At 62.9% G+C, this 16,371-nt stretch carries 17 protein-coding genes; 8 read left to right on the forward strand and 9 right to left on the reverse strand.

Annotation, left to right across the window (positions count from 1 at the left end; translation table 11 throughout):
• Nucleotides 1-389: 389 nt before the first annotated feature.
• A complete protein-coding gene (gene metR / locus P7A97_RS19940) occupies nt 390-1,307 on the reverse strand; it encodes a transcriptional regulator MetR (protein WP_277692205.1) in 918 nt (305 codons plus the stop codon).
• A 111-nt stretch (nt 1,308-1,418) separates the two neighbouring features.
• On the opposite strand from metR, the gene metE reads away from it, so the two are divergent.
• Nucleotides 1,419-3,725: a 5-methyltetrahydropteroyltriglutamate--homocysteine S-methyltransferase gene (gene metE / locus P7A97_RS19945; RefSeq protein ID WP_277692207.1), complete on the forward strand. Its 2,307-nt coding sequence runs from the start codon at nt 1,419-1,421 to the stop codon at nt 3,723-3,725.
• An 8-nt stretch (nt 3,726-3,733) separates the two neighbouring features.
• On the opposite strand, the gene P7A97_RS19950 is transcribed toward metE, so the two are convergent.
• The 5 genes from P7A97_RS19950 to P7A97_RS19970 form a co-directional block, all read right to left on the reverse strand.
• Nucleotides 3,734-4,417: a 4'-phosphopantetheinyl transferase superfamily protein gene (locus P7A97_RS19950; protein ID WP_277692209.1), complete on the reverse strand. Its 684-nt coding sequence runs from the start codon at nt 4,415-4,417 to the stop codon at nt 3,734-3,736.
• Nucleotides 4,418-4,669: 252 nt separating this feature from the next.
• Nucleotides 4,670-6,226, reverse strand: coding sequence for an alkyl hydroperoxide reductase subunit F (gene ahpF, locus P7A97_RS19955; protein ID WP_277692210.1), 1,557 nt, complete (start codon nt 6,224-6,226; stop codon nt 4,670-4,672).
• A 141-nt stretch (nt 6,227-6,367) separates the two neighbouring features.
• Nucleotides 6,368-6,931 carry an alkyl hydroperoxide reductase subunit C gene (gene ahpC / locus P7A97_RS19960; protein WP_277692211.1) on the reverse strand — a complete coding sequence of 188 codons (564 nt, stop codon included), beginning with the start codon at nt 6,929-6,931 and terminating at the stop codon, nt 6,368-6,370.
• Between the two features lie 143 nt (nt 6,932-7,074).
• Complete coding sequence (locus tag P7A97_RS19965; RefSeq protein WP_277692212.1) at nt 7,075-7,686, reverse strand: hypothetical protein; 612 nt, start codon at nt 7,684-7,686, stop codon at nt 7,075-7,077.
• A 60-nt stretch (nt 7,687-7,746) separates the two neighbouring features.
• Nucleotides 7,747-8,202 carry a PAS domain-containing protein gene (locus tag P7A97_RS19970; protein ID WP_277692213.1) on the reverse strand — a complete coding sequence of 152 codons (456 nt, stop codon included), beginning with the start codon at nt 8,200-8,202 and terminating at the stop codon, nt 7,747-7,749.
• A gap of 101 nt (nt 8,203-8,303) precedes the next feature.
• On the opposite strand from P7A97_RS19970, the gene P7A97_RS19975 reads away from it, so the two are divergent.
• The 6 genes from P7A97_RS19975 to P7A97_RS20000 all read left to right on the forward strand — a co-directional run bounded on the left by P7A97_RS19975 (nt 8,304) and on the right by P7A97_RS20000 (nt 12,535).
• Entirely contained in the window at nt 8,304-8,753 is a 450-nt protein-coding gene (locus tag P7A97_RS19975) for a flavodoxin (protein WP_277692214.1), read from the forward strand.
• On the forward strand, nt 8,753-9,220 hold the full coding sequence (locus tag P7A97_RS19980) for a cupin domain-containing protein (protein WP_277692215.1): 468 nt from the start codon (nt 8,753-8,755) through the stop codon (nt 9,218-9,220). The genes P7A97_RS19975 and P7A97_RS19980 overlap by 1 nt, the downstream gene beginning before the upstream one ends.
• Nucleotides 9,221-9,316: 96 nt before the next feature.
• The gene (locus P7A97_RS19985) at nt 9,317-10,093 is read left to right on the forward strand and encodes a class II aldolase/adducin family protein (RefSeq protein WP_277692217.1); all 777 of its coding nucleotides are present in this window, start codon (nt 9,317-9,319) and stop codon (nt 10,091-10,093) included.
• Entirely contained in the window at nt 10,090-10,995 is a 906-nt protein-coding gene (locus tag P7A97_RS19990) for an alpha/beta hydrolase (protein ID WP_277692218.1), read from the forward strand. The genes P7A97_RS19985 and P7A97_RS19990 overlap by 4 nt, the downstream gene beginning before the upstream one ends.
• Entirely contained in the window at nt 10,974-11,504 is a 531-nt protein-coding gene (locus P7A97_RS19995) for a DUF1569 domain-containing protein (protein ID WP_277692219.1), read from the forward strand. Before P7A97_RS19990 ends, P7A97_RS19995 begins: the two co-directional genes overlap by 22 nt.
• A 119-nt stretch (nt 11,505-11,623) precedes the next feature.
• Nucleotides 11,624-12,535, forward strand: coding sequence for an SDR family oxidoreductase (locus tag P7A97_RS20000; protein ID WP_277692220.1), 912 nt, complete (start codon nt 11,624-11,626; stop codon nt 12,533-12,535).
• 102 nt (nt 12,536-12,637) lie between these two features.
• On the opposite strand, the gene P7A97_RS20005 is transcribed toward P7A97_RS20000, so the two are convergent.
• The 3 genes from P7A97_RS20005 to P7A97_RS20015 form a co-directional block, all read right to left on the reverse strand.
• Nucleotides 12,638-13,450, reverse strand: a complete 813-nt coding sequence (locus P7A97_RS20005; RefSeq protein WP_277692222.1) for a transglutaminase family protein — start codon at nt 13,448-13,450, stop codon at nt 12,638-12,640.
• A gap of 79 nt (nt 13,451-13,529) precedes the next feature.
• The gene (locus tag P7A97_RS20010; RefSeq protein WP_277692223.1) at nt 13,530-13,844 is read right to left on the reverse strand and encodes a hypothetical protein; all 315 of its coding nucleotides are present in this window, start codon (nt 13,842-13,844) and stop codon (nt 13,530-13,532) included.
• 370 nt (nt 13,845-14,214) lie between these two features.
• A complete protein-coding gene (locus P7A97_RS20015; protein WP_277692224.1) occupies nt 14,215-15,120 on the reverse strand; it encodes a hypothetical protein in 906 nt (301 codons plus the stop codon).
• Between the two features lie 163 nt (nt 15,121-15,283).
• Between P7A97_RS20015 and P7A97_RS20020 the strand changes: the two genes are divergently transcribed.
• Nucleotides 15,284-16,108 carry an ATPase gene (locus P7A97_RS20020; RefSeq protein WP_277692225.1) on the forward strand — a complete coding sequence of 275 codons (825 nt, stop codon included), beginning with the start codon at nt 15,284-15,286 and terminating at the stop codon, nt 16,106-16,108.
• The last annotated feature ends 263 nt before the right edge of the window (nt 16,109-16,371 follow it).

The following is a 16,371-nucleotide window of genomic DNA, read 5'->3' on the forward strand; positions in this document are numbered from 1 at the left end:
GCCTATAAAGGCCGGGCCAGAGCGTCGGGCGACTAACGGTTGGCTTCAGAGTAGCAGCCAGGGCACTTTTGATCGGTGCGCCTGATGCAAGAAGCAGCTGTTCGCTGTGTTCCTGGCCCGCCGACTTGGCACCGGGGCGCGCGTTCTCGCTTTCGCAGCCGTGATTGCCTGGAGGCCCCATGCAATCATGCCCTGCGCTACTGGGGCCTTTCCGCCAATACCGTGAACGATGCCGCTGCATGTTTTGAGGGCGTACAGCGCGCGTAGGTTCTGGCGGTGGATGGCGGTTGCGCGGATCAGTGAGGTTGTGTGGCGGAGAGGACTATGGAGCGAGGCCTGGCAAGACGGTTTGCCAAGCCTTCTGCGTTTTAGCCGTCCTCGGGTTTGCTTCAGCGCGCCGCGCTGACCCCGGCAAGGGTGGCGAACGAGGTGTCCTTGGCGGTCAGCAGGAAGTCGCGCATGAACGGCGCGTCGAGCATATCGGCGCGGATCGCCGCATACAGCGTGCAGTACAGGCCCTTCTCGCCCAGGCGCTTGGCGGTCACGTAGCCGCGCGAGCTGTACTCGTGCAGCGCCCAGTTGGGCAGGCTGCACACGCCGCGCCCGCTGGCCACCAGTTGCATCATCATCACCGTCAGCTCCGAGGTGCGCACCTGCGCCGGTTCGATGTCGGCCGGTTCGAGGAAGCGGGTGAAGATATCCAGACGGTCGCGGTCGATGGGGTAGGTGATCAGCGTCTCGCGCTCGATATCCTCGGGCAGCACGTAGGGGCGGTTGGCCAGCGCATGCTGGTTGGCTACCGCCAGCAGCGCTTCGTAAGTGAACAGCGGCACGTAGGTGATGCCGTTCATTTCGATGGGGTCGCTGGTCACCACCAGGTCGAGGTCGCCGCGCGACAGCGCCGGCAGCGGGGCGAAGGAGAAGCCCGAGGCCAGGTCCAGCTCCACTTCCGGCCAGGCATCACGGAACTGGTCGATGGTCGGCATCAGCCACTGGAAGCAGCTGTGGCACTCGATGGCCATGTGCAGGCGTCCGGCGGTTCCACCGGCCAGGCGCGCCAGATCGCGCTCGGCGGCACGCAGCTGCGGCAGCAGGCTGTCGGCCAGTTGCAACAGGCGCAGACCGGCACTGGTGAAGCGCACCGGCTTGGTCTTGCGCACGAACAATTGCATCCCCAAGCGCTCCTCCAGCTCTTTGAACTGGTGCGACAGCGCCGACTGGGTCAGGTGCAGGCGCTCGGCGGCCTCCACCAGGCTGTCGGTTTCGCGCAGGGCGTGCAGAGTCTTGAGGTGGCGCAATTCCAACATGAGTAAATCTCAATGAATAAAACTTGTGATGATCACGAATAGGTTGAGTTTGTCTCATGATGTGCCGGCTGTCGAGAATGTGCGCCATTGACGAACAATGGAGACAGACAAATGGCATTGGCACATAACCTCGGCTTCCCCCGCATCGGTCGCGACCGCGAGCTGAAGAAGGCCGTAGAAGCCTATTGGAAGGGCGAACTGGATGAGGCCGGCCTGCGCGCCATCGGCCGCGAGCTGCGCGCCGCCCACTGGCAGCTGCAGAAGGACGCCGGCATCGAACTGCTGCCGGTCGGTGACTTCGCCTGGTACGACCAGGTACTGACCTACTCCCTGACCTTCGGTGTGATCCCCGAGCGCTTCCACACCCACGGCGGCAAGCCGACCCTGGATACCCTGTTCGGCATGGCCCGAGGGGTTTCTGGAAACAAGAGCAGCCAGAACACCTGCTGCGGTGGCGCCCACGCGCAAGAGATGACCAAGTGGTTCGACACCAACTACCACTACCTGGTCCCCGAGTTTTCCCGTGACCAGCAGTTCAGCCTGAGCTGGGAACAGCTGTTCGAGGAGGTGGAGGAAGGCCAGGCCCTGGGCCACACCCTCAAACCGGTGCTGATCGGCCCGCTGACCTACCTGTGGCTGGGCAAGGAGAAGGGTGGCGACTTTGATCGTCTCGACCTGCTCGAACGCCTGCTGCCAGTCTATGGCGAGATCCTCCAGCGCCTGGCCGCCCAGGGTATCGACTGGGTGCAGATCGACGAGCCGATTCTCGCCCTCGACCTGCCGCAGGCCTGGAAGAACGCCTTCGAGCGCGCCTACAACCTGCTGCAGAAGGAGCCGGGCAAGAAGCTGATCGCTACCTACTTCGCCGGCCTGGAAGACAATCTTGGCCTGGCTGCCGCGCTGCCGGTGGATGGCCTGCATATCGACCTGGTGCGCGCGCCAGAGCAGTTCCCAGCCATCCTCGACCGCCTGCCGGCCTACAAGGTGCTGTCGCTCGGCGTGGTCAACGGCCGCAATGTCTGGCGCACCGATCTGGAAAAAGCCCTGGATATCCTGCAGCAGGCCCATGAGCGTCTGGGCAGTCGTCTGTGGGTGGCGCCGAGCTGCTCGCTGCTGCACAGCCCGGTTGATCTGAATCGGGAAGACCAGCTGGATGCCGATCTGAAGAGCTGGCTCGCCTTCGCCGTGCAGAAGTGCCAGGAGGTCGCCGTGCTGGCCAGGGCTTTGCGCGAGCCGCAGGCCGCCGAGGTGCAGGCTGCGCTGGCCGAGAGCCGCCAGGTGCAGGCCAGTCGGGCGCAGTCGCCACGTATCCACAAACCGGCCGTGCAGGCGCGCCTGGCTGCCATCCGTCCTGCCGATAGCCAGCGCCAGTCGCCGTTCGCCGAGCGCATCGCCGGGCAGCGCGCGCTGCTCGACCTGCCGCCGTTCCCCACCACCACCATCGGCTCCTTCCCGCAGACCTCGGCCATCCGCCTGGCGCGCCAGTCATACAAGGCTGGCAAGCTGTCCGCCGCCGAATACACCGAAGCCATGCACGCGGAAATCCGCCATGCGGTACAGATTCAGGAGCAGCTGGGCCTGGACGTGCTGGTGCATGGCGAGGCCGAGCGCAACGACATGGTCGAGTATTTCGCCGAGCAGCTCGACGGCTACGCTTTCACCCGCTTCGGCTGGGTGCAGAGCTACGGCTCGCGCTGTGTGAAGCCGGCGGTGATCGTTGGCGACCTGTCGCGACCCAAGCCGATGACGGTGGAGTGGATCGCCTACGCCCAGCGCTGCACTGACAAGGTCATGAAGGGCATGCTGACCGGCCCGGTGACCATGCTGATGTGGTCCTTCCCGCGTGACGACATCTCCCGCGAGCAGCAGGCGCGCCAGCTGGCGCTGGCCATTCGCGACGAGGTGGTCGACCTGGAAGCGGCTGGGATCAAGGTCATCCAGATCGACGAGGCTGCCTTCCGCGAAGGCCTGCCGCTGCGCAAGGCGGGTTGGCAGCACTACCTGGACTGGGCCACCGAGGCCTTCCGTCTGACTGCCAGCGGTGTACGCGACGAGACGCAGATCCACACCCACATGTGCTACAGCGAGTTCAACGACGTGATCGAGTCCATCGCCGCCATGGACGCCGACGTGATCACCATCGAGACCTCGCGTTCGGACATGGAGCTGCTGCGCGCCTTCGAGGCCTTCGACTACCCCAACGAGATCGGCCCGGGCGTGTACGACATCCACTCGCCACGGGTGCCGGACAGCCGCGAAATGGCCCAGCTGCTGCGCAAGGCTGCGCAGTGGGTGCCGGCCGAGCGCCTGTGGGTCAACCCGGACTGCGGCCTGAAGACCCGCGCCTGGGCGGAAACCGAAGCGGCGCTGGTGAACATGGTGGCCGCGGCCAAACAGTTGCGCGCCGAGCTGGCCTGAGCGGGGGATTAGATGGCGACCAGGCTGAGCAGGGAGTCGGCCTGGCTGCGGTAGTGGCCATCCAGCTCGCTACCACTCGGCCATTCGCGATGCAGGTCGAGCAGCAGGCGCAGGCGGGCCTGCTCGCCGTCTGCTTCGAGCAATTCGGCGTCGTGGAAGTAGAAACGCTGGCGCACCAACGGGAAGAGGGCCTTGAACAGGCTCTCCTTGAGCGAGAAGGTCAGGGTCACACGCTGGGCGAATTCGGCCGGTGACAGGCCGCCGCTGCGTTGCAGCTCGTCCGGGGTGAGGATTTCCGCGGCCAGGCGAGTGGCACGCTCGGGTTTCAGCTGCTGTTCCAGGTCGATGCCCAGGCTGCGCCAGTCGCGGCTCAGTGCCACCAGGGCGGCGGCCTGGCCATGGCCATGGGTGATGGAGCCGCTGATGCCCGCTGGCCATATCGGCACGCCATCGGTATCGCGGCCGGGAGTCAACGCCTGACCGCAGAGACTGTGCAGCGCGCTGCGCGCACACAGGCGCCCGGCCAGGTGCTCGGCCTGGCGCTTGGCCACGCCACGCACCGGGGGCACGTCGCAGCGACTGAAGTCCTCGGCCTGCAGTTGCGCCGGGTCGAAACGAGCCTGCACCAGGCAGGTGCCGGGTAGCAGGGCAGGCAGGTCATTGTGCAGTTGGCAGAAAGGGGGGATATGCATGGCCGGCATTCTGCCGTGGTCAGCGTGAGGCAGCCAACCGTTTGCATTTCTTTACACAGCGTTAACCAAGCACCTACAAAGCAAGCGCTCGTTTTTGCCAGACTGGGTACAAGCGTTCCATGTGGACGCTGGTGAGGTTGTAGCCACGGCCGGTGTTGCCGCCGTGGTTTTACTCTACTGATCGAGTACGGGAGCCCAATGGGCTCCCGTTTTTTTTGGCGGTTCTAACCGCGCTACAACTGATTGTAACGATCAGCTCTGGCGGATCAGATGATCGAAGGCGCTCAGCGAGGCCTTCGAACCTTCGCCTACGGCGATGACGATCTGCTTGTACGGCACGGTGGTCACGTCGCCGGCGGCGAACACGCCGGGGATGTTGGTGGCACCCTTGGCGTCGACGATGATCTCGCCGAAGCGGTTCAGCTCCACGGTGCCTTTCAACCAGTCGCTGTTCGGCAGCAGGCCGATCTGCACGAAGATGCCCTCCAGTTCGACGGTGTGCAGTTCTTCCGTGGTGCGATCCTTGTAGACCAGGCCGGTGACCTTCTGGCCATCGCCCACCACTTCGGTGGTCTGCGCGCTCTTGATCACTGTGACGTTCGGCAGGCTGTTCAGCTTGTTCTGCAGCACGGCGTCGGCACGCAGGGTGTCAGCGAACTCCAGCAGGGTGACGTGGGCGACGATGCCTGCGAGATCAATCGCCGCCTCGACGCCGGAGTTACCGCCGCCGATCACCGCCACGCGCTTGCCCTTGAACAGGGGGCCGTCGCAGTGCGGGCAGAAGCACACGCCCTTGGCCTTGTATTCCTGCTCGCCCGGCACGCCCATCTCGCGCCAGCGGGCGCCGGTGGAGAGGATTACGGTCTTGGCCTTGAGGCTGGCGCCGTTGTCGAACTTCACTTCGTGCAGGCCGCCTTCGCTGCTGGCCGGGACCAGGGCGCTGGCGCGCTGCAGGTTCATGATGTCGACGTCGTACTGGCGCACATGCTCTTCCAGGGCGCGGGCCAGTTTCGGGCCTTCGGTCTCCTGTACCGAGATGAAGTTCTCGATGGCCATGGTGTCCAGCACCTGGCCGCCGAAACGCTCGGCGGCAACGCCGGTGCGGATACCTTTGCGCGCAGCGTAGATTGCGGCGGCGGCGCCGGCCGGGCCACCACCAACCACCAGCACGTCGAAGGCGTCCTTGGCGTTCATCTTCTCGGCGTCACGACTGCCGGCGTTGGTATCGATCTTGGCGAGGATTTCCTTCACTTCCATGCGCCCGGCGCCGAACACTTCGCCGTTCAGGTAGATGCTCGGCACGGCCATGATCTGGCGGCGCTCGACTTCTTCCTGGAACAGCGCGCCGTCGATGGACACGTTGCGGATGTTGGGGTTGAGCACGGCCATCAGGTTCAGCGCCTGGACCACGTCCGGGCAGTTCTGGCAGCTCAGCGAGAAGTAGGTTTCGAACTCGAAGGTGCCTTCGATGCTCTTGATCTGGGCGATGGTCTCGGCGTCCAGCTTGGACGGGTGACCACCGACTTGCAGCAGGGCCAGCACCAGCGAGGTGAACTCGTGGCCCATGGGGATACCGGCGAAGGTCACGCCGGTGTCTTCGCCCACGCGGTTGAGGGCGAAGGACGGACGGCGGGCATCGCTGCCGTCGGTCTTCAGGGTGATCTTGTCGGTCAGGCCGACGATATCGTTGAGCAGTCCGAGCAGCTCTTGCGATTTATCGCCGTCATCGAGGCTGGCGACGATCTCGAACGGCTGGGTGACCTTCTCGAGGTAGGTCTTCAACTGGGCTTTCAGATTGGCGTCCAACATGACGGGATTCCTCTGGCGAATAGCGAATTTCGGACAAACAAACGCCCGGGCGGATCGCGCCCGGGCGTTCGGGCACTTGCGGCTGGATGTCAGCCGACGAAGCGCAAAGCGGGGTGGGGCTCTCTGGCCCCTAGGCAGATCTTAGATCTTGCCGACCAGGTCCAGGGAAGGAGCCAGGGTCTTCTCGCCTTCTTTCCACTTGGCCGGGCAAACCTGACCCGGGTTAGCCGCGGTGTACTGAGCAGCTTTCAGCTTGCGCAGGGTCTCGGAAACGTCACGGGCGATTTCGTTGGAGTGGATTTCCAGGGTCTTGATCACGCCTTCCGGGTTGATCACGAAGGTGCCACGCAGAGCCAGACCTTCTTCTTCGATGTGCACGCCGAAGGCGCGGGTCAGCTGGTGGGTCGGGTCGCCGATCAGCGGGAACTGAGCCTTGCCAACGGCCGGGGAAGTCTCGTGCCAGACCTTGTGCGAGAAGTGGGTGTCGGTGGTCACGATGTAGACCTCGGCACCGGCCTTCTGGAACTCAGCGTAGTTGTTGGCAGCGTCTTCGATTTCGGTCGGGCAGTTGAAGGTGAAGGCGGCCGGCATGAAGATCAGTACGGACCACTTGCCTTTCAGGCTTTCCTCGGTGACCTGGATGAACTCGCCATTGTGGAAGGCGTTGGCGCTGAAGGGTTGAACCTGGGTGTTGATCAGGGACATGAGAGAACTCCTGTTGGGGTTTGGAAACTTGATGCCGCGCATTCTAGCCGCATCGGTCTTAATCGCTAAATTGAATGAAGACATAACCACGATTGGTTTGGCCTATGCGTCTTCACTCTGAGATTGGCAGTTATCTATGACACTCAGCCGGTTGCCTGCAGTTGCGGGTGCCGCTCGCGATATTGTTCGAAAAGAAACTGGCGAATCCGCTCGCCATGTTCGCGATGCTGCAATTGCAGGAAGTAGGCAGCGCGGTTGCCGTCGGTATGGCGAATCAGCTGACCATGTATCGGCATGCTCTCGGCCCCGGGCAGTGCCAGCCAGAGGTCGAACTGCTCAGGCAGCGGATGACCGTTGCCGGCTTGTAGCAGCAGGCTGCCGGGAGCCAGTTCCAGCACCCGCATATGGCTGGATCTACCGTTGGCCTGGCGCAGTGCCAGTGGCTTTTTCAGAGTCAGGCGCCAGGGCCGCAGTACTTCACCCTCTTCATAGATACTTGGGGCACCCATCTCCAATTGCAAGCCATGCAGTTCGTCCTCCACCAGCATCAGTGGGAAACTGATACGGCAGTGCTCCAGTTGCGCCTGCAGGCTGAGCTCGGCATGAACGCCCAGACGGCTGAGCAAGGCATTGGCCAGTGGCCCGCCATCGACCTTGAACGCCGGAATCGGCAAGGGATTACCAATCAGTTGGCTGCTGAACAGCTGGCGAATGTAGTCCAACTCTTCGTCGGACAGGGTGGGATGCTCGGACATGGGCCCCTCCGCGGGTATGCATGATCGCAAGCAATTTATGAGCCGAATTCATGTCTGGCTTTATTGACGGTCTGCTTCAAGCGTGGCGATCTCAGCCTTCAGACGTGCTACTTCGGCTTCGAGTTCCCTGACGCGCTGTTTGGCCTCAACCTCGACACTGACATCCTTCTGGATGCCGATGTAGTAGGTGAGTTGGTCACCTTCGTTGAACACTGGCGTGATCGACAGTTCGTTCCAGAACGGTGAGCCATCCTTGCGGTAATTGCGGATGATCTGACGGCAGGGTTTGCCCTCACGGATTGCCCGGCGGATGGCGACAATGCCGGCCTGGTCGCGCTCATCACCCTGCAGGAAGCGGCAGTCCTGATAGAGAATGTCGTCGCCGACATAGCCGGTCAGGCGCTCGAAGGCTGGGTTGGCGTAGATCAGGATGTTGTCCTCTCCCTCCTGTTCGGCCACCACGATGCCATCGTTTGAGGCGTTGACCACCAGTTGCAGGAGCTTGGCGTTGATCATCTGCGGTTCTCCGTCGCTAATGGCAAGATTCTAGGGCATCCCGGCTAGATACTCACTTGCGGCATAATGCCTGGCAATTTCAGCATGTTGCGGAGTGATTCATGAAGATTGCCATCCTCTCCGGTTCGGTCTATGGCGCTGCCGAGGACGTTGCTCGCCGTGCCACCGAAGTGTTCGACCAGTCCGGCTTCGAGGCCTGGCACAAGCCGGGTGTGGCTCTCGACGAGCTGCTTGCTTTTGCCCCGGAGGCGGTGCTGGTGGTGACCTCCACTACAGGTATGGGTGAGCTGCCGGGCAATATCCAGAATCTCTATTACGCGCTGCGTGACCGTTTCCCGGCCTGGGCTGGCATGCCCGGCGCGGTGATCGCCTTGGGTGATTCCAGCTACGATGTGTTCTGTGGCGGCGGCGAGCAGATGCGCGAACTGCTGCTTGAGCTGGGTGTGCGCGAGGTCGTGCCGATGCTGCGCCTGGATGCCAGCGAAACGGTCACTCCGGACGAAGATGCCCAGCCCTGGCTGGCCGAGCTGATCAAGGTGCTCAAAGCCTGATGCATCCGCGCGCTGCCCAGTTGGTTCATGAACTGCAGCTGACCGCTCATCCCGAAGGCGGCTTCTACCGGCGCCTGTTCACTTCGTCGCAATGTGATGCCAACGGCCGCGCTGCCTCCAGCGCTATCCTCTTCCTGCTGCCGGCGGGGGCGGTCAGCCGCTGGCACCGCATCGATAGCGATGAGCTCTGGCATTTTCATGAAGGCGCGCCATTGGAGCTTCTGATCGCAGAGACGCCTGGAACCGTGCGCTGTGAAGTCTTGGGGGCGGTGGCAGCAGGCCAGCTGCCGCAACGCGTGGTGCCGGCCAATGCCTGGCAAGCGGCGCGCAGCCAGGGGGATTTCACCCTGGTCGGTTGCACGGTGGCGCCGGAGTTTCTCTTTGAGCGCTTTTCCCTGCTGTCTGACGAGCCTCAGGTTCAGGCCGGCTGGCCGCTTTTGGCCGGCAATTACCCCGAGCTGTTATGACCCGCAAGGCCAATGCGCTGGCCTGCAAGGCGACTGGAGCGGGCAGAGGTGGGCGCTAGACTCCTTGGCACAACAACAAGTGCCGAGGTATCCACCGTGAACGCTCCACTCAATCTCCCGAATATCAAAGATCAGGTTTCCGCTGCCGAGTGGCAGGCCCGCGTCGATCTCGCTGCCTGCTACCGGCTGATCGCCATGCACGGCTGGGACGACCTGATCTTCACCCATATCTCGGCCAAGGTGCCGGGCACCGAAGACTTCCTGATCAATCCCTTCGGCCTGATGTTCCATGAGATCACTGCCTCCAGCCTGGTGAAGGTCGACCTCTCCGGCAAGAAGCTGATGGACAGCCCCTACGAGATCAATCCGGCCGGCTACACCATCCACAGCGCCATCCACGAAGTCCGTCACGACGTAGGTTGCGTGTTGCACACCCACACTGCCGCCGGCATCGCCGTATCGGCGCAGAAGCAGGGCCTGCTGCCGATCTCCCAGCAGTCGCTGTTCGTGCTCTCCAGCCTGGCCTACCACGACTACGAAGGCGTGGCGATCAATCACGAGGAGAAGGTGCGCCTGCAGGCTGACCTGAGCGACAAGCATTTCTTCATCCTGCCCAACCACGGCCTGCTGACCGCCTTCGGTAGCATCGCCGATGCCTTCCTCGGCATGTTCACCCTGCAGCGCGCCTGCGAGGCGCAGGTCATGGCGCAGAGTGGTGGCGCCGAGCTGATCCATATCCCGCAACAGATCCTCGACGGTTCCGCGGCGATGATCGCCGGGGTGATGAAGACCAGTCAGGGCATGGGCGGTTCGCTGGCCTGGCCGGCGCTGCTGCGCAAGCTCGACCAGCAGATGCCGGGCTACGACCAGTGAGTGCGCTGCCGGGCATCGCGCTGGCCGACTGGCGGGCGCAGGGACGCGGCTTCAGCTTCAACGGCCAGGCGATCCGCTACTGGACGGCGGGCGAGGGCGAACCGCTGCTGCTGATCCACGGTTTCCCCACCGCCAGCTGGGATTGGCACTACCTGTGGCAGCCGTTGGCGCAGCGTTATCAGGTAATTGCCTGCGACATGCTCGGCTTCGGCTACTCGGCCAAGCCGCGTGGCCATGCCTACAACCTGCTGGAGCAGGCCGATCTGCAGCAGGCGCTGCTGGCTCATCTGGGGATCGACGGGCCGGTGCATGTGCTGGCCCACGACTACGGCGACAGCGTGGCCCAGGAGCTGATCGCCCGGCACCATAGCGGGGGCATCCGGCTGGCCAGCTGCGTGTTTCTCAACGGCGGCCTGTTTCCCGAGACCCACTATCCGGTGTTGACCCAGAAGCTGCTGCTCGGCCCGCTGGGCCCGCTGCTCGGTCGGCTATTTTCGCGGCGCACCCTGGCGAAGAACTTCCGTACGGTGTTCGGCCCCAAGACCCCCCCCAGCGAGGTCGAGCTGGATGCCTTCTGGGCACTGATCGCGCACAACGACGGGCCGAAGGTGATGCACCTGCTGATCCGCTACATCCTCGACCGGCGTGCCAATCGTGAGCGCTGGGTGGCGGCAATGCAGGCTACCGACGTACCGCTGCGGGTCATCGACGGTGCGCTGGATCCCATCTCGGGCGCGCACATGGTCGAGCGCTATCGTGAGCTGATCGAGAGCCCCGACACGGTTTTGCTGCCGGCCATCGGCCACTATCCGCAGACCGAGGCACCCGCAGAGGTGCTTGATCATTATCTGCAGTTCCGTGATCGGCTGGAGGCCAAGACGTGCAGCGACGTACTCTGTTGAAAGGCGCCGCAGTGGGCGGTGTAGCGGTTCTGGGAGCGGGTTTCTGGGCTTTGCCTGCCGGGGTGTCTCCGGCAGCGCTGAGCCTGGACGGGGCGCGCCAGGTGCTGGCGTCGTTCCACAACAAGACTCTGGTCAATCTCAAGGGCTGGAGCCCGAGTGAGGTGTTCAACCACTGTGCGCAGAGTATCGAGTACTCGCTCGATGGCTATCCCGAGCTGAAGCCGGCCTGGTTCCGCCACAGTGTCGGCCCGGCTGCTTTCGCTGTATTCAGCGCCCGCGGTGCCATGCGTCATCCACTGACCGAGGCCATTCCCGGTGCTGCAGCGCTGGCCGAACCGGCCAGTCAGGAGGCCGCCTTACAGCGCCTGCAGGCCGCTTTCGAACGCTTTGCCGCACACACTGGCGAGCTGCAGCCTCACTTTGCCTATGGCGCTCTCGATCATGAAGCCTATACCCAGGCACACGTGATGCACCTCTACAACCACCTGAGCTTGCTGCGTCTGGCGTGATAGCTCAGGTGACCATCCCGTCACCTTATTGCCCGATATTCAGTGTCGCCGCGTTTGATTGTCGTTAACGCGGAGCTGCGGGAGACTTGGCTTTTTCCGACATGCCAAGGAGCCCGTTCATGAGCGACGCCATCCGTTTTGAAAACCAGGTAGTGATTGTCACCGGCGCGGGTGGTGGTCTTGGTCGTGCTCACGCACTGCTGTTCGCCAAACATGGCGCCAAGGTGGTGGTCAACGATCTGGGCGGTAGCACCCATGGCGAGGGCGCCAATGCCTCCGCTGCCGACAAGGTGGTGGCCGAGATTCGTGCTGCCGGCGGCGAGGCCGTGGCCAACCATGATTCGGTCACCGAGGGTGGCAAGATCGTGCAATGCGCCCTAGACAGCTTCGGGCGCGTCGATGTGGTGGTAAACAATGCCGGCATCCTGCGCGACAAGTCTTTCATCAAGATGGAGGATGCCGACTGGGATCTGGTCTACAAGGTCCATGTCGAGGGTGCCTACAAGGTCACCCACGCGGCCTGGCCTCATCTGCGTGAGCAGGGCTTCGGGCGGGTGATCTTCACCGCTTCCACCTCCGGCATCTACGGCAACTTCGGCCAGTCCAACTACGGTATGGCCAAGCTCGGCCTGTATGGTCTGACCCGTACCCTGGCCATCGAAGGTCGCAAGAACAATGTGCTGGTCAACGCCATCGCCCCCACCGGCGGTACCCGCATGACCGAGGGCCTGATCCCGCCGCAGGTATTCGAGCAGCTCAAGCCGGAGCTGGTCAGCCCGCTGGTGGTGTACCTGGGCAGCGAGCAGTGCAAGGACACCGGCGGCCTTTACGAAGTGGGGGGCGGCTGGGTCGGCAAGGTGCGTTGGGAGCGTAGCCTGGGCGCCGGCTTCGACCCACGCGTGGGCTTCAGCCCGGAAGACGTGGCGGCCAGCTGGAAGCAGATTGGCGACTTCGAGGGTGCGGTTCACCCGGATGACAACGTCACCGCTCTGCGCGAGATGATGGCCAACCTGCAAAAGCATGCAGGTTGATGCTTCGCTGATGCGGTGCAGTCAGCCAAGCGGCTGATCGTTTCTAGCAAAAGGCCGGCAGTGATGCCGGCCTTTTGCATGGTTGAGATTCAAGGCTCCGGATCAATGCAGCGCGGTGCTGTGTTTGACGCGGCCCGCCAGGTCGAGACGCTGGATCAGCCGGACCCGCTCGCTCTCGTCCTCGCAGAGCAGCAGGGCGCGCTCCAGGTCGAAGCGCTCGGCTTGCGGACAATCCAGTTCGTGGTAGATCGCTGCACGCAGCAGATGGTCAGCGCTGTTGGGCGGAGCGAGCAGGAGGATGCGCTCGGCATCCTTCAGGGCTGCCATGTGGTCGCCGGCGGCGCTGTGCAGGTTGCACAGGTTGCGCGACAAGCGCAGTAACAGGCCGGGTGCGTCGCAGATCGAAAAGTGCCGGGCCTGGAGTTCAGCCGAGGGGCCGGCGATGCGCTGCAACAGCTCGCGGCAGTCTCTGGTGTACAAGCGGCGGCCATTGCAGGGATCGAGCAGGTGGTCGGCTCCAGGTACACGCAGCAGCAGGTGGCCGGGGAAGTTTACGGCCTGCAACGGAATATCCAGGCGTTGGGCCAGCTCCAGGGCAATCAGCGCCAGTGACAGTGGCTGGCCGCGTCGGCGCTGCAGCACCAGGTTGAGCAATGCTGCCTGCGGGCGCAATGGCAGGTCATCGTCCTCATGAAATTCCAGTTCGCCCAGGCGCCGCAGCAGTGGCTGAGCCAGGTCCGGTGCGGACAGGTTGGGCAGGCCGGCGGATACCTGCTGGCGCAGGTTGGCGAACTCGCGGAGCACCTCGGCCGGTTGCAGCTGTGGATGATGCTCGACGGCTATCCATAAGGCCGCTTCCAGCAAAGCCGGTGGGTTGCTTTCCAGGCAGGTCAACCAGGCGGGACGAGTGGCCATGCGGTGCTCCCTGACGAGACTCGATGGGCTGACTATTGACCCTCAGTGGCGACTCGTCCAGTCCGCCAGGCTGTTGTGCTCAGGCGTATACGCGTTGGCCGCGGTACATGCGCACGGAACCACTTTGCTGAGACTGAGCGATCGCCGGGGGTGTCTCTGGCGAGGCTCTGTGGAAGGTATTGCGTGGCTGGGGCTTGCTGGCGCCGTGAAAGTCGCTGAGTTCGGCAAGTCGGATGCCCAGCTCACGCGTCGCCTGCTCATTGGAGCGCAGGCAGGCCAGTAACATGGCTTCCACTGCATCCGGTTGGCTCAGGCGGATGTCTTGATTCAGCTCCTCACGCAGGCGACGACGCAGTGCTTGCATGCAGTCCAGAACGGCTTTGTTCAGTTCCATCGGTGCTCCCCAGTCAATCGATACCCGGCGAGTGTGCCGAGCGATGCCCAGGCAGATCCGAGCAAGCCGCGTGCCAGGCTGTGATAAGCCTGATGTGCGACCTTTCACCAGGAGCGGGGGGGTAAACGTGCGCGGGCTTGGTGCGATCTGCACCTGGTTAAGGCGTGGGAGTCCGTTGCCCTGTACGGACTCCCGGGCTGGTTTAGCGGTTCTGTTCCTTGAAATTGTCGTCCGATGGCTCCTTGGTGTACGCGCCCTGATCATGGACCAGCTTCTTGCTGCCGTTCATCAAGGTTGTAATGCGGCTGTCTGATGTTTTGGCGGAGGCGGCCTGATTGCTGGTGCCGGTGATCAGTGGTGCGCTGAAACTTTAGGACCAGAGGTAGTGCCACACCGCTGCGTTGTGTTTCTCGGTCTGCTGGGTTGCGCTGAAGTACCAGGGCTTGAGCTCGGTGAAGGCGGTCATGTTCATCAGCCCGCTATTGGCATCCCCGACAAACACCGTGCTGGTAACTGATGAGCTTCGGTAGGCCTCGAAAATGACACCCTTGCCTTTCAGGGTGCTGACGTAGCTGCGCGATACGGCGCCGGTCCACTGGTTGTTCAGCCAGCTCTTGGCATTGTTTGAGTAGAAGGGGTCGAGCAGCGCGACTCGTTTCGGTAGCAACTTGGCATTGACGCTGCCGGCGGTTACTGCGTCGCTGATCTTCTTGGTCAGCACGATGGCAACCTGGTTACCCAGAGAGTGTCCAAGGATACGGATATTGTTGCCGCTGTAGCCGGCCATGTTGTCCTTGTAACTCTGGAACAGCAGATCGCCGACCGACTGGTTCGGACCGCTGCTGTAGGCACCACTGGCATTGCGCCAGCGCATCGCGCGTGGACCGCTGGCGCTCCAGATTTTGGCTTCGGCGTCGGTGACTTCACCTTCGTCGGCAAACTGGTTCCAGTACAGCACGCCGACGTTGTACCCCGCGTTTAGCCAGGCCGCGGCCAGGTCGAGGTTGGGGCCGCCAGCGCCACTGCGGTTGAAGGTTTCGCGGTCTTGCCGAGCGGTGGCGCCATTCTGCCAGCCGTGGATATAGATAACCGTGGGTTTGCTGGCGCTGTAATAGGCATTGCTATGCCCAGGAACGGCTTTCTGCCAGGTATCGCCATAGCCGAACCAGTACAGACCGTAGTCGAGGTTGTTGAAGGTGGAGGTGGGGAATACGCCGGTGGCGGCGTATGCGGTGGACGAAAGCAAAAGCAGGCACAGCATGATCAGCTTGCGCATTACGGATTTCCCTGTGTTGTTTTTGTTGTAGGGCGCGGCTATTTAGCAGGCCGGATCACGTGGTGTCCAGCGGTGCTGCTGATGCCTGGTGGCTCTTAAGCTGGTGGGTGAACGGTTATACTGCCGGCCTCGATTTCTCTTACAGCTGTTACTGAAGGTTCTTATGCGTAATGACGCTCACGATGAGTTGGATCATGTACCTAGTCTGACCACGGGCCCGCGTGATCGCGACGAATTCCAGTTTGATCAGCCTGCTCCACAGGCACCGCAGAACTCTGCGCGCAGCTATCCGCAGGTGGAGCGCCGTCGCGGTTTCGGCACCGGACCGTTGTGGGCGCTGGTCGGCGCTCTGATGATTGCCCTGGGTGGGCTCAGTTGGTGGAGCTACCAGCAGGTTTCGCTGATGGAGGCGCAACTGGTTGCCACCCAAGAAAGCTTCGCCCGCATCAGTGAGGAGGCGGCGGGGCGCATTCAGGATATCTCCGGCAAGGTGGTGGCCACCGAATCCAACGTGACCAGCGACAGCGAAGCCCTGAAGCTGCGGGTCAAGCAATTGGAAACCAAGCTGGCCGAACTGAGCAAGCAACAGCAGGGCGTCGCCGGGCAGCAAGGCGAGCAGGGCAAGCGCCTCGATCAATTCGCTACCCAGTTGAAGGGGCAGCAGAGTGCCAGCAACGAGTTTGGTAAGCGCCTGGATACGCTGGCTGGCGAGCAGAAGAGCGGCCTGGCTGGCGTGGGCAAACTGCAGGAGCAGCTCAAGGGGCTGGATGGAGAGGTCGCGGCACTGAAGAAGCAGGGCGATCCCAGTTCGGCGATTGCGCGCCTGGAGCAGGATCTGCTGGTGCTGCGTAGCGAGTTCGACAACCGTCCGCAGCCGAGCAACAACACGGCCGAATTCGATGCCTTCCGCGCTCAGGTAACGCGTAACATCAATACCCTGACTGCGCAGATGCAGAACCTGCAGCAGCAACTCAACGCTCGGCCCTGAGGGTGAGCCTTTCAGCGACGTGATCTCTGTCGTCGTTAGCAAAAGCCCCAGGTTTTCACCTGGGGCTTTTGCATTTGGCTCCGCGACCTGGACTCCAAGGCGCTAGCCGAACGCGCTTCAGCGCGGCCCCGAAGGGGTGAGGCCTTGGGCCGAATAACCGGGGACGTAGTCCCTGGTGAAAGTCCGTCAGGCAATAAAAAAGCCCCAGGTTTTCACCTGGGGCTTTTGCATTTGGCTCCGCGACCTGGACTCGAACCAGGGAC

It is taken from the genome of Pseudomonas sp. GOM6, assembly GCF_029537485.1.
GTDB lineage: Bacteria > Pseudomonadota > Gammaproteobacteria > Pseudomonadales > Pseudomonadaceae > Aquipseudomonas.

Bases quoted from the DNA above. Each gene is read 5' to 3' on its own strand.
- metR (WP_277692205.1), bottom strand. From the start codon at position 1,307: ATGTTGGAATTGCGCCACCTCAAGACTCTGCACGCCCTGCGCGAAACC.
- metE (WP_277692207.1), top strand. From the start codon at position 1,419: ATGGCATTGGCACATAACCTCGGCTTCCCCCGCATCGGTCGCGACCGC.
- P7A97_RS19950 (WP_277692209.1), bottom strand. From the start codon at position 4,417: ATGCATATCCCCCCTTTCTGCCAACTGCACAATGACCTGCCTGCCCTG.
- ahpF (WP_277692210.1), bottom strand. From the start codon at position 6,226: ATGTTGGACGCCAATCTGAAAGCCCAGTTGAAGACCTACCTCGAGAAG.
- ahpC (WP_277692211.1), bottom strand. From the start codon at position 6,931: ATGTCCCTGATCAACACCCAGGTTCAACCCTTCAGCGCCAACGCCTTC.
- P7A97_RS19965 (WP_277692212.1), bottom strand. From the start codon at position 7,686: ATGTCCGAGCATCCCACCCTGTCCGACGAAGAGTTGGACTACATTCGC.
- P7A97_RS19970 (WP_277692213.1), bottom strand. From the start codon at position 8,202: ATGATCAACGCCAAGCTCCTGCAACTGGTGGTCAACGCCTCAAACGAT.
- P7A97_RS19975 (WP_277692214.1), top strand. From the start codon at position 8,304: ATGAAGATTGCCATCCTCTCCGGTTCGGTCTATGGCGCTGCCGAGGAC.
- P7A97_RS19980 (WP_277692215.1), top strand. From the start codon at position 8,753: ATGCATCCGCGCGCTGCCCAGTTGGTTCATGAACTGCAGCTGACCGCT.
- P7A97_RS20000 (WP_277692220.1), top strand. From the start codon at position 11,624: ATGAGCGACGCCATCCGTTTTGAAAACCAGGTAGTGATTGTCACCGGC.
- P7A97_RS20005 (WP_277692222.1), bottom strand. From the start codon at position 13,450: ATGGCCACTCGTCCCGCCTGGTTGACCTGCCTGGAAAGCAACCCACCG.
- P7A97_RS20010 (WP_277692223.1), bottom strand. From the start codon at position 13,844: ATGGAACTGAACAAAGCCGTTCTGGACTGCATGCAAGCACTGCGTCGT.
- P7A97_RS20015 (WP_277692224.1), bottom strand. From the start codon at position 15,120: ATGCGCAAGCTGATCATGCTGTGCCTGCTTTTGCTTTCGTCCACCGCA.
- P7A97_RS20020 (WP_277692225.1), top strand. From the start codon at position 15,284: ATGCGTAATGACGCTCACGATGAGTTGGATCATGTACCTAGTCTGACC.